Origin of the sequence: Bariatricus sp. HCP28S3_D3 (genome assembly GCF_052065755.1) — a bacterium.
Classification (GTDB): domain Bacteria; phylum Bacillota; class Clostridia; order Lachnospirales; family Lachnospiraceae; genus Allocoprococcus.
Map to the genome: position 1 here is coordinate 1 of NZ_JBQHTK010000007.1, position 12,171 is coordinate 12,171.

Sequence of the window (12,171 nt, forward strand, 5' to 3'; positions counted from 1 at the left end):
TTCCTTGACTCACAAATGTGAGTCAAGGAACCTGTCCCCGCCGACTCTCCTTCCCCGCTGTCTCTTTAGCCTAATCCAAGCTTTCTGCAAACCTCTGCGATATCCCCCTTGAAAATATATCCGTCCATCCCAAGTGCCTGGCCGGCAGCAATATTTTCCGGTTTATCATCAATGAAGAAACTATCCTCCGGTTTCAAATGATAAGTATCGAACAGATGATGATAGATTTCCGGTTTTGGTTTTGCCATAACAATCGGTGCAGAGAATACGATTCCGTCAAATTCTTGGACGATTTCATAAAAATCTGCATGATCAGCGAAATGAGTCGGAGCATTGGAAAGAATATAGACAGATGCTCCGTTTTCTTTCAGTTTTCGGATCAGAGACCAGATTTCTTCAATTGGCTGCAGATATTTGTGCCAGTTCCGGAAAAAATCCGTTACATTGTCATGCAGACGCTCAGGTACAAGTGTTTTTGCGTGCTGTATGGATGTGTCATAATCAGCAGTACCCTCATCAAGTTGCGCCCAGTTATAGAAGACTGCGTTACGCAAAAGTTCGAGGTCTTCCGGCGAATCACAGAATTTTCCAAGAATATAGTCTTCATCAAAAGTAGCGATTACATTTCCAAAATCAAAGACAACATTTTTATATTTCAACATATCAGGTCCTCCATCCAGTGTTATTATAATGCAGACGGTGCTGTCCGGCTGCGCTTTCATAATCTTTTTCGTGTTCCATTTTCATCATTTCCAGCATAAGATGCTGCCGGGTTTCATCACCGAGAGCAATCAATACATTTTGACAACTTTTAAATTCTTCAATCAATTTTATAATTTCGTTGTTGCTTTCCATCAAAGGAATGCCGCCTTTCTGTTTATTTACTTAAACCTTTGTAGCACAAATTGATGGAGAAATCTTATTCGTAAAGAAAATCGAGACGATTCAAATATCTTAGAGGTTCCGTTTGGAATATTTTTTCAGATAGGTACTTTTGAGTTCATTTTCTTCTTCCAGCTTTGTATTTCTTTGCTTGAGATACTGGATATATTCCCGGCAGAGCTTCACGCCACCCCGAACGGCAACATCCTCGTGGTGTTCCATTTCATCAAGCCATTGTAAAAGTGATCGTTCACGAATATCATTGTAGGTGGTATCTTCATTTATAAACATGGTATGTTCTCCTTATTCTTGGGAAGCTTTTCTTAATATTTCATGTGGCGCTTCGATTTCATTTGCAATCGTATGTTCGGTGAGTTCGGATAAAATTTTGATCTTAGCATTGATAATAGGCCGCATACAGTTAGGAACATGTTCCTGATGAGCCCGATGGATCGCAACGCACTCTTTACAATTTCCGTGATATCTGCATGCTTTTTTACAAGGGCAGTGATCTTTATTCTTGTATTCTTCCCGGAATGCACTGGCAAATTCTTCTTGAATCCGAAGACCTTCTGCACGGTTCCCTTTGTGAAATTCTTGCATTGCTTTTATTTCTGTTTCATTTCCTTCGATTTTCATATTGTACTCCAAGAAATATATATCTGGTGAATAGTGACTGGTATACGAATGTATTTTATCACGGGCAGGAAGGCTTGTAAATCTTTTATAATCAGATATGTAAAGAGCAATAAGATAACGCAAGCCATTATTCCCCATTCATCATTTCTGTGGTATAATCATAGAATGTTGTCAGGGTGAGAAGTTCTCACTCCCGGCATCTTTGAGTGACGTAAAAAAAGATGGAGGAAAAAAGTTATGAACTTATTGATAGGAATTATGATTCCGTTTGTTGGTACGGCGCTGGGATCTGCCTGTGTATTTTTCTTGAAACATGAAATGAAGCCGCTTTTGCAGAAGATTCTGCTGGGATTTGCGTCAGGTGTCATGGTGGCTGCTTCGGTGTGGTCGCTTCTGATTCCGGCCATGAATATGTCAGAAGGAATGGGAAGACTTGCGTTCATTCCGGCTGCGGTCGGATTGCTTCTGGGAATGGCATTTTTGCTTTTGATGGATCGGGTGATACCGCATTTGCATCTGGGAAGTGATGAGCCGGAAGGGGCGCACAGTAGTCTTTCGAAATCAATGATGTTGATTTTTGCCGTGACACTTCATAATTTTCCGGAAGGTATGGCGGTTGGTGTTGTGTTTGCCGGGATGCTGGAGGGAAGTGCCGGGATCACGCTGGCGGGAGCATTTGCACTTGCAATCGGGATTGCAATCCAGAATTTCCCGGAGGGTGCCATTATTTCCATGCCGCTGAAAGGTACGGGAATCAGCCGCGGTAAGGCGTTCCTCTATGGAGCTGCGTCCGGAATCGTGGAACCTTTGGGTGCTCTGCTGACAATCTGGCTGGCTTCATATATTGAACCGGTTCTTCCGTATCTTTTGGCCTTTGCGGCGGGAGCAATGCTGTATGTAGTAGTAGAAGAGTTGATTCCGGAGGCATCGGAGGGAGAACATTCGAATATCGCAACGGTAGGTTTTGCAATCGGATTTGTATTGATGATGATTTTGGATGTTGCACTTGGGTAAAATGGTTTTCGAATGGATTTTTTTACGCACATAGTGGCAGAAATGCTAATAAAGCTTGTAAAATCCGGAAATTATTGGTACGATGATGACTAGCACAGCATGGAATCGGTTGTTATGACCGAAAGGCGAGCGGTCAGCGACAGCAGGGGAATGTGTGAACATGCGATATTAAAAACGGAGGAAACACCATGTTAGAATTAAAGCACATATCTTTTGAAGTGCCGGAGGACGGTGTGGATAAAGAGATTATAAAGGATATCAGTTTTGTGATTCCCGATGGGAAATTTACAGTCATTACCGGACCGAACGGGGGAGGCAAATCTACACTTGCGAAGCTGATCGCAGGAATTCAGAAGCCGACATCAGGTCAGATTCTTTGGGATGGGCAGGATATCACAGAGATGAGTATTACGGATCGTGCGAGAATGGGAATCAGTTATGCATTTCAGCAGCCGGTACGATTTAAGGGGATAACGGTTCTGGATTTGATCCGACTCGCAAAAGGGGAAGAAATCTCAATCAGCGGCGCCTGTGAATATTTATCGCAGGTGGGACTCTGCGCAAAGGATTATATTAATCGTGAAGTGAATGCCAGCCTTTCCGGAGGGGAACTGAAAAGAATCGAGATCGCAACGGTCTTAGCAAGAGGTACCAAGCTGTCCGTGTTTGATGAACCGGAAGCCGGTATTGATCTATGGAGTTTTCAGAATCTGATTCAGGTATTTGAGAAGATGCATCGGGAGATTCACGGTTCGATTCTGATCATTTCCCATCAGGAGAGGATCCTGAATATTGCAGATGAGATTCTGGTCATCGGTGATGGCGAGGTAACAGATCATGGAGTCAAAGAAGAGATCCTGCCGAAGCTTCTGGGAAGCTCCAGTGCAGTAAATGTATGTGATGGGAGGAGATAGGCATGGACAGCATACAGAAAGAACTTTTGGAAGCTGTAGCCGGGCTTCATGAAATCCCGGCAGGAGCATACAATATCCGTGCAAACGGTGAGAGTGCAGCCAGAAATACGACAGCCAACATTGACATTGTTTCGAAAACGGATGTTTCCGGCATCGATATTAAGATCAAGGCCGGAACGAAGAAAGAGAGCGTGCACATTCCGGTGCTTCTCAGCCAGAGCGGACTTGAGGAAATGGTTTATAATGATTTTTATATCGGAGATGACTGCGATGTCGTGATTGTTGCAGGCTGCGGAATCCATAACGGCGGAGATGCAGCCAGCCGTCATGATGGAATCCATCGTTTCTTTGTCGGAAAGAATGCACATGTGAAATATGTTGAGAAACACTATGGAAGCGGAGACGGCAAAGGAGAACGTATCATGAATCCGCAGACGGAAGTGGATCTCGATGAAAACAGTGAGATGGAAATGGAAATGGTCCAGATCAAAGGTGTAGATTCTACGGTTCGCACGACGAAGGCAAGTCTTAAAAAAGGCGCAAAACTGGTTGTCACAGAGAGACTGATGACGCATGGAAATCAGAGGGCGGAGAGTAAATTCGATGTAGATCTGAACGGAGTGGATTCCAGCGCGAATATCATTTCCCGTGCGGTTGCAAGAGATAATTCGGTTCAGATATTCAAATCCGTGATCAACGGCAACGCAAAATGCAGCGGTCATACAGAATGTGACGCTATTATCATGGACAATGCAAATATCAGTGCGATTCCAGAGATTACTGCAAATAATCCGGATGCAGCCTTGATCCATGAGGCAGCGATCGGTAAAATAGCAGGGGAACAGATCATCAAGCTGATGACTCTGGGGCTCACAGAAAAAGAGGCAGAAGAAGAAATCGTAAATGGATTTTTGAAATAAAAACTTTACAAAATCTTAAAAACTATTTTCTTGTATCTGTCGAAAAAAGGTGATATAATTCTTGAAAAGCAATGGAGCTGAATGGTTCTGTTGCTTTTTATACTTTTTTATGAATGGAGGCGCATAGGATGATTGAACAAAGTGTTTTTCTTCAGACTGAACAAGACGCAGTTGATTTTACGGCGAAAGTCTCCAAATATTTTGGTGATATAAGAATGGATCTTGGATCTTTTGCAATTGACGCGAAATCCGTATTGTGCGTTTTGGGAATGGGACTTGGGAAAAAAGCTAAACTTCGTATTTATTCACCGCGTGCAGGTGAACTTGTAAAAGAAATTGCACCATATATCTGCGCAGATTGAATCTGCGCAGTATTTATTTCTTCTGGTGATTTTTGACATGCTTTCTGATAGCATCAAAACTGGGAGCGCTGATTACGTGTTCCATACGGCAGGCATCCTCGGCTGCAATCTTCTCATCCACCCCAAGGCTAACGAGCCAGCTTGTCAGTAGCGTGTGGCGCTCATAGATCGTTTCGGCCACTTCCCGTCCTGTATCTGATAAAGTGATATGTCCATTTGCATCAACGATAATATATCCATTCAGCCGAAGATTCTTCATGGCGACACTGACACTTGGCTTGGAAAAACCGAGTTCATTTGCAATGTCGATGGAGCGGACATAGCCCTGACGATTTCCAATGATCAGGATGGTTTCCAGGTAATTTTCAGCAGATTCTTGTATTTTCATAGTTATTTCTCCTATCAATAAATCATGGACGACTGTATTATATAAAAGAATATCACATTTACAAGGAAATTACAATTGAACTTTCCGACGTGGCCGAGTCATAACTGCAGGATAACAAAAAATCCCTTACATTACTGTAAGGGATTGAATAACGTGCGCTAGAGGATTCGAACCCCCGACCTTTTGGTCCGTAGCCAAACGCTCTATCCAGCTGAGCTAAGCGCACATCCTTGTAAAACATCACTGCTTCACAACAAAACATATTATATATCAGGAAATACAGATTGTCAAGCGAAAAAATAAAAAAATTAATCAAAAAATTTATTGCTATTTGTGCCGCTGTTACTGGATCCGGATTTGTTCCCATTCTGTGAGCAGGCGCTCAAATGACCATGCCGCATTTGCCGGGCTGGTGGAAGGCAGCCGGATGGCATCCATCTGTGTCTGAGGACGGCAGTATTTCCGGTAGAGTTTATCTGCAGTACCACCGTTTGTAAAGATTTTTTCGATAGGCGAAGTGTCGGTTATGCGACACAGATCAGCCGGAACGACATTTCTAATGCTGCTGTCAGAAGAACCGGTAATCTCACAGGAGGCGATCACATCCCAGATCGCAATTCGGTTGGAAAGCAGAAGAACTTTTTTCTCTTCTGTTGTCTGTGGAAGCGGGCATTCAAAAAGAGCAGAGAGTAATCGCCAGAAACGATTCTGGGGATGTCCGTAGAAAAAGTTGCTTTCACGGGATTTGACGGAAGGAAAACTCCCAAGAATTAGGATCCGGGAATTTGAATCATATATCGGATCAATTTCATGCCGGACGTAATGTTGTTCTGACATAGTTACATTCATTCTCCTTTCGGTATTGTCTGGTGATTGCCTGACGGCGTTTTATACGATCATAGCATAGCATAAATTTCGACAGAAATGCAAATAAATTCGATAAACTGTCAAAATTATAACGTTTTCACTGGACAAAATCGTCACAATGCACTAAAATAGGGATATTGACAGTAAATGTATACTAAACGGAGGTAGCTATTTATGAAAGGAAATGTAATCGTAGGACAGTCAGGGGGGCCTACTGCAGCAATCAACTCAAGTCTGGCGGGTGTTTACCGTACAGCAAAAGACCGTGGAGCGAATAAGGTTTATGGTATGCTTCATGGTATCCAGGGATTATTAGAGGAGAAATATATTGATCTTTCTGAACATATTACAAACGAACTTGATGCTGAACTTTTAAAGAGAACACCGGCTGCATATCTTGGGTCATGCCGTTACAAATTGCCGGAAATTCATGAGAATATGGCTTTATATGACAAGATTTTTGAAATCTTGTACAAGCTGGATATTGAAGCATTTATTTATATCGGTGGAAATGATTCCATGGATACGATCAAGAAACTGTCTGATTATGCGATTATCAAAGGACATCCGCAGAAATTCATCGGCTGCCCGAAGACCATTGACAATGATCTCGCTCTGACAGACCATACACCGGGATTCGGAAGTGCCGCAAAATACATCGGAACATCTGTAAAAGAGATCATTCGCGACAGTTTCTGCCTGGAATACAGCAAGGGACTTGTTACGATCGTTGAGATCATGGGACGTAACGCAGGATGGTTGACAGGAGCCGCTGCACTTGCACAGGGGGAAGACTGTCAGGGACCGGATATGATCTATCTTCCGGAATTAACATTCGATCTGGACGATTTTATGGCTCGTATCCACAAACTTCTGGAGACAAAGACATCTGTTGTAGTAGCTGTATCAGAAGGAATCAAACTTGCAGATGGACGCTATGTATGCGAATTAGGACAGAGTGCTGATTTCGTTGATGCATTTGGTCACAAACAGCTGACAGGAACCGCATCCTATCTGGCAAATTATGTAGCAGCAGAGGTCGGATGCAAGACTCGTGCAATTGAGCTCAGCACGCTGCAGCGTTCAGCATCTCACTGCAGTTCCCGTGTAGATATTCTGGAAGCTTATCAGGTAGGTGGTGCCGCAGTTAAGGCTGCTGACGAAGGCGACAGCGGAAAGATGGTTGTACTGGTACGTCATTCTGACGATCCGTATCAGTGTGGAACAGAGGTGAAAGATGTGCATAAGATTGCCAACGACGAACGTCTGGTACCGAGAGAATGGGTAAACGAAGAGGGAACCTACGTAACAGAAGATTTCGTTACTTATGTAAGACCTCTGATCCAGGGAGATGTTTCTCCGGTTATGGTTGATGGTATTCCGAGACACCTTTACAAACCGGGGCATTTAATGGGTTAGTGCACTGACACGTTGATTTTTTGAAATAATTATATGAAAGACGTATCCATTTGGGTACGTCTTTTTTCTCTGGGTCAGTAAGAAGAATTTTTGCTTGATTTGGGTGCGGGCAGCAGATTTCACAAAGCAGAAAAACGGCGTAGCTAAGGGAAGATAAATAGGTGAAAGGGATCTTTCTCGACAAAATAGGACAGAAATTTTGTGAAACATTACCTTCATTTTTCTGTTGCAAATTCCAAGGAAAGCGGTTAATATATGAATCACTCTAATTCAATTCTCTATTTCATGAGAACTTCTAAGTAACAGTATTTCAATTTTAATTTCAGGTAAGAATCCAAAGCGAAAATAATAGAAAGCGGGAGGGATATCGTGGCAGAAAGATCGGAATATGCAGTGTTCCGGTTTCTGGAGCAAAATGGCTATTGCCATATGATCAGTGACTATGTGAAGGGGATTTCCATCATGCAATATGTGAAGGAAGAGTATCCTGTTTCGAGAGAATGTCTGTGGCACTGGATGGCAGAGATCGCACAGCGACTGGAGCAGTATTATAAATGGGAGAATGGAAAGGCATATGGCTTTGTGAATCCATATGCTGTGATTATCGGGGAAGACTCCGAAATCATGCTTCTGGATATTATGGATCCGGGAAATGAAGATCAGATTCGCAGAATGCAGAAGAAAAAAGTGCGGATGCTGTTCGTAAAAGAGGAGCATATATTGACGCAGAATGCGGAGCTGGAAGATGACTGTTACGGACTTGGAAAAACATATCAGTTTATGCTGGAGAAATGTCATCTGACAGAACTGTGTACCAGGCGTGAAAAACGTCTGATAAGAAAAATAATTGAAAAATGTCTTTCCGGGAAAAAGGACGGAATCCGTATGATGGCAGAAATACAGACCGATCTGCGGATGCTTGCTCCATTTGGAAATACAGGAAAGAGAGAGAATACGACGCAAAGAAAGAGAAATGGAAGAGGGATGAGGCGGAAAGCCTTCGTGTGTGCCGCACTTGTCATACTGGTGACCGCAGGAGTGATTTGGGAAAAGGAGCAGCAGAAAATGGTGAACTCGGAAGCTGCGTCCGGGGAAAAAGAGGACAGTCCATCAGAGAAGAATATTACGATGGATCAGGAGAAGGACACGGAAGAGGAGGGAAGAGCTTACCTTGAACTTGGCATTATATATTGTGTCGAGATGAATAATTTTGAACAAGGGAGAAAATGTCTCGAAAAAGCTTCGGAACAGCTGCCATTTGCCGGGATATATCTGACGATTTTTGAATATATACAAAAAGGCGGATCGGAGAATTTTGTGAAAAATGAATTGGCAGATACATTGGAAACGGGAAGAAAATTATTGAAAGAACAAGAAAACGGAGTGTGGATCCGAGGAAAAGAATACTGGTATAAAATTCCTTTTATGATGACATATGGGATGCTGGGGACACAGGAAGCCTGGGACGAAGCCATGTGGTTGGGAGAAGAAATGGAACAGGAAGTTCTGTGGAATGAAACAAATCGTGAGCAGGAAAAAACACTCAGAAAGTATCTGGCAAAAGCGTATGAAACGGAAGGAGAAAACGAAAAAGCAGCTGCAGAATATGAGAGGGTGAAAGAGTTGGAAGACAGCAGGGAAGGATTGGAAGAAATTTACCTGCGTTTGGAAAAACTCTATGAGGAAGAAGGAAATCTGGAACAATCCTGGGCGATATGCCGCGAGTCCATGGAACGTATTCCCGACTCTGAAAAATTATGGCTGGCATATCTGGAAAAGCATCTGAAAGATGCGGGAATCGAGCGTCAGGTATGTGCCCAACTTGTAAAAAAAGCGGTGGATACCCTGCCGAATCTGACGACAAATATAGAATTTCAAAAATTGCAGAAACAATACGAAATTACAATGAAAGGAGAAGAAGTATGGGTGGGAAAATAAAGGCAGGAATGGCTTTCCTAATCGTGGCTATGGCGTTCGTAAGCCAATATGTGTATGCAGGCATATTGGAAAATGAAAAAGAGGAGCTTCCGGGAGAAACTCCGGTGATAAAAGGCTATCAGGTTCAATATGATGAGCCGGACGGAAAGAATGGATATTATCACAAATTACCGAAAATACGGATTCTCCATCAGGATGAAGGGTTCGTGACAAAATACAAGTTCTATTATGCGGACGGGACAATCGAAGAAGGCGAATTGAATCTGGAAAACAAGGAAAAAGTCTGGAATATAGAATCGGGTGACGGCGTTTATAAACTGGAAACGGAACTGATCAGAGAAGAGAGAGGAGACGAAGCTGAGAAGGAAGAAGCTGATCCGGACAGAAAAGAAGAGGAAAAACCGGGGATGGGAGAAGCGGATGAATATTCATATGATCTGAAGACAGAAGAAACTTTCAAACAGGAATCTGAGTGCGATACAGAAAATGAAGAAGAAACCGATACGACTATGAATGGAGAAAGTCCGAATGAACCCCAGAATCCGGAAGAAGATTTGGAAAGCTGGAAGAAAGTATGGGAGTGGAAGGTAGATTCAATCCCTCCGAAGATTCGGATCATTAAGCCCGTGAAAACCGGGATATGGTATCTGGCATCGGTTGCAGTGGAGATGCAGTGCGGCGATGATTTTAGCAAGGTGGCTGATTTTGAAGGAAGTGCAAACGGAAAGAAATATATTTCCGACGATAAAGAGCACCTGAATTTTCAAGTAAGAGAGGAGGCAAAACAGGGAAAAGGCATTGTTGTTACTGCCGAAGCGGAGGATTTTGCCGGAAATAAAAATGCAGTTTCTTTTGAAATACGGATTGACACTCACGCTCCGCTGCTTCGGATCGAAGGAGTGGAAAATTATGCAGTCTCTGATCGCCCAGTTACATTAAAATTTCAAGCATGTGAGGAAAATCTGATGCAAAAGCTCACAGCATATGTAGAAAGAGAAAATCCCGCAGGAGAGAAAGAAACCCTTCAGGTGGACAACTGGAATGAAAAAGAGGGAATGGAAGCAGAGCTGCTTTGTGAGAAGGAAGGAATTTACATAATTCAGATAGAAGCTGTTGATATGGCAGGGAATACCAATTCGATGCGGAGGACATTTGCAGTTGACAGTACGCCGCCGGAACTTCCGGTTTTGTCTGATATTGATGGAAAATGTATGAAAGAATTTGTCTGGAGCTTTGACGAAAAGTCGCAAATACTGGATTTCACAACATATACCTGCAAAATGGAATTGGATGGAATGTTGTATCATTCGGGAGAACGGATTTGGCGGGAAGGAATCCACAGATTTGTAATCAAAGCGGTGGATGCAGCCGGGAATGAAGCAGAAGAATGTGCAGAATTTGAAATTGACCGGACTTCGCCCAGAATTATCATTAGAAATGCCGATACAAAGGAAGAAATTGAAAGCGGAAGCCAATTTGATCAAAGCATCAAAATAGAGATTTATCCGGAGAAATACAGGGATTGGATTCAGAACGTCATGATCAATGGAAAATCGCAGATGCTTACATCACATAAAAATGTACAGCTTGGACTCTGTGCAGAAAAAACATATGAAATTGTGATTGAAGCACAGGATATTGCCGGAAATTATATCCAAAGAACGGTCAATCTGGAGATTATGAAGCAGGAAAATTCGTTTAAGGATGTAGTATGGCCGATAAAGAAAGCATTGGAAAGAAAGAAATCGGATGAAGAGAAAATTGAAGATGGAATGCGGAAGAATGAATCAACAGGAATCTTTGCTGCTTGCTTCGTTATGATGGGCGGAATAATATTACTGCTGTTTTGGAAAAAAAGGAAGTGAATAAAGGCCTGAAAAAGGGAGGATGCCGGGTAACCGCTTACGCAGTTCCCGGCATGTATTATGAAAAAGTTTATCTCAATAGTATGATTACTTCTTATCGTCTTTATGCATTTCATTTATTTGATGGTTTTAGTATACAGAAGAGATGTGAAGAAAGAATGATTAACAAATGAAAGAATTTTGAAAGATAAATGAACAAATTGTGAACATGGATAAAATGCATTAAAAAGAGGTGTTTGTGCATAAAATTGTGAAAAAGGACCATATTATGAAAAGATGTCAGCCAAATTTAGGAAATATTTCGGGATTGACCAGACGTGTACTTTAGGGTAGAATAATCACAAGTTCATAAAGAACGAAGCGAACAAAGGCGTTGCATTCATCGTGCAATGCCTTTGTTTTTATCCCGGGACTCTAAATTTTATCTGACGGAAATGTAAGGGCGCATTACAGTAACATGTAGTGCGCTTTTGTGTTTTCTAAATATACTGTCCGGAGCAGTCGTATTGCTGGCAAAGGGCAGGTAGAGCATAGGAGAGGAGAAATGAAAAAAATAGAAATTATCATCAGACCAGGTAAATTGGATGATTTACGAGAATTGCTGGAAGTATGCGAATATCATGGAATTATGATTACGAATATTATGGGATATGGTAATCAGAAGGGAGTCACAGATCAGCACATGTGGCGTGGAGTGATGCCCAAGTCGGGCAATACAATCCCGAAACTGAAGGTGGAATGTGTTGTTACTGCAGAGGAATCTGAACCGATTATTCGAAAGGTTTGTCGGGAAATACGAACAGGTGTGTATGGAGATGGAAAGATTTTCATTACAGATGTGGCAGATATTGTTCGTATCAGGACCGGCGAACGAGGAAAAGACGCTTTGTAAAATTTTGATATACTACTCATAAAGGAGGTATGCGGTTTTGCGTATGCCTCCTTTAAACGTGAAAAGCTATT

General features: G+C 42.4%; 14 protein-coding genes and 1 tRNA gene. 8 read left to right on the forward strand and 7 right to left on the reverse strand.

The features are described from left to right. Window positions 1-65: 65 nt before the first annotated feature. The 4 genes from ACTNB3_RS07040 to ACTNB3_RS07055 form a co-directional block, all read right to left on the reverse strand. Entirely contained in the window at window positions 66-662 is a 597-nt protein-coding gene (locus tag ACTNB3_RS07040) for an HAD family hydrolase (RefSeq protein ID WP_427820859.1), read from the reverse strand. Between the two features lies 1 nt (window position 663). Next, window positions 664-855: a hypothetical protein gene (locus ACTNB3_RS07045; RefSeq protein WP_441024891.1), complete on the reverse strand. Its 192-nt coding sequence runs from the start codon at window positions 853-855 to the stop codon at window positions 664-666. Window positions 856-954: 99 nt separating this feature from the next. Next, window positions 955-1,173: a hypothetical protein gene (locus ACTNB3_RS07050; RefSeq protein ID WP_427820861.1), complete on the reverse strand. Its 219-nt coding sequence runs from the start codon at window positions 1,171-1,173 to the stop codon at window positions 955-957. A gap of 12 nt (window positions 1,174-1,185) precedes the next feature. Further along, on the reverse strand, window positions 1,186-1,521 hold the full coding sequence (locus tag ACTNB3_RS07055) for an LPS biosynthesis protein (RefSeq protein WP_441024893.1): 336 nt from the start codon (window positions 1,519-1,521) through the stop codon (window positions 1,186-1,188). Window positions 1,522-1,758: 237 nt separating this feature from the next. Between ACTNB3_RS07055 and ACTNB3_RS07060 the strand changes: the two genes are divergently transcribed. From ACTNB3_RS07060 to ACTNB3_RS07075, 4 genes are all read left to right on the forward strand, one after another. Continuing rightward, window positions 1,759-2,535: a ZIP family metal transporter gene (locus tag ACTNB3_RS07060; RefSeq protein ID WP_441019103.1), complete on the forward strand. Its 777-nt coding sequence runs from the start codon at window positions 1,759-1,761 to the stop codon at window positions 2,533-2,535. Between the two features lie 188 nt (window positions 2,536-2,723). After that, complete coding sequence (locus ACTNB3_RS07065; RefSeq protein ID WP_427820863.1) at window positions 2,724-3,449, forward strand: ABC transporter ATP-binding protein; 726 nt, start codon at window positions 2,724-2,726, stop codon at window positions 3,447-3,449. Between the two features lie 2 nt (window positions 3,450-3,451). Then, window positions 3,452-4,369 (forward strand): SufB/SufD family protein, encoded by a 918-nt coding sequence (locus ACTNB3_RS07070; protein ID WP_441024894.1) that lies wholly within the window; start codon window positions 3,452-3,454, stop codon window positions 4,367-4,369. Between the two features lie 128 nt (window positions 4,370-4,497). Beyond that, on the forward strand, window positions 4,498-4,731 hold the full coding sequence (locus tag ACTNB3_RS07075; protein WP_427808821.1) for a hypothetical protein: 234 nt from the start codon (window positions 4,498-4,500) through the stop codon (window positions 4,729-4,731). Between the two features lie 13 nt (window positions 4,732-4,744). On the opposite strand, the gene ACTNB3_RS07080 is transcribed toward ACTNB3_RS07075, so the two are convergent. From ACTNB3_RS07080 to ACTNB3_RS07090, 3 genes are all read right to left on the reverse strand, one after another. After that, complete coding sequence (locus ACTNB3_RS07080) at window positions 4,745-5,119, reverse strand: metal-dependent transcriptional regulator (protein WP_427820864.1); 375 nt, start codon at window positions 5,117-5,119, stop codon at window positions 4,745-4,747. Window positions 5,120-5,271: 152 nt separating this feature from the next. Then, window positions 5,272-5,345: transfer RNA gene (locus ACTNB3_RS07085), tRNA-Arg, on the reverse strand. Between the two features lie 116 nt (window positions 5,346-5,461). Then, window positions 5,462-5,956 (reverse strand): DNA-deoxyinosine glycosylase, encoded by a 495-nt coding sequence (locus ACTNB3_RS07090; RefSeq protein ID WP_427808823.1) that lies wholly within the window; start codon window positions 5,954-5,956, stop codon window positions 5,462-5,464. Window positions 5,957-6,160: 204 nt separating this feature from the next. Here ACTNB3_RS07090 and ACTNB3_RS07095 point away from each other — a divergent pair, with 204 nt between their 5' ends. The 4 genes from ACTNB3_RS07095 (at window position 6,161) to ACTNB3_RS07110 (ending at window position 12,100) form a co-directional block, all read left to right on the forward strand. Next, entirely contained in the window at window positions 6,161-7,405 is a 1,245-nt protein-coding gene (locus tag ACTNB3_RS07095; protein WP_427808824.1) for a 6-phosphofructokinase, read from the forward strand. A 369-nt stretch (window positions 7,406-7,774) separates the two neighbouring features. After that, complete coding sequence (locus tag ACTNB3_RS07100) at window positions 7,775-9,343, forward strand: tetratricopeptide repeat protein (RefSeq protein ID WP_441024895.1); 1,569 nt, start codon at window positions 7,775-7,777, stop codon at window positions 9,341-9,343. Beyond that, complete coding sequence (locus ACTNB3_RS07105) at window positions 9,328-11,208, forward strand: hypothetical protein (protein ID WP_441024896.1); 1,881 nt, start codon at window positions 9,328-9,330, stop codon at window positions 11,206-11,208. Before ACTNB3_RS07100 ends, ACTNB3_RS07105 begins: the two co-directional genes overlap by 16 nt. Window positions 11,209-11,752: 544 nt before the next feature. Continuing rightward, entirely contained in the window at window positions 11,753-12,100 is a 348-nt protein-coding gene (locus tag ACTNB3_RS07110) for a P-II family nitrogen regulator (RefSeq protein WP_441018359.1), read from the forward strand. Window positions 12,101-12,171 lie beyond the last annotated feature (71 nt).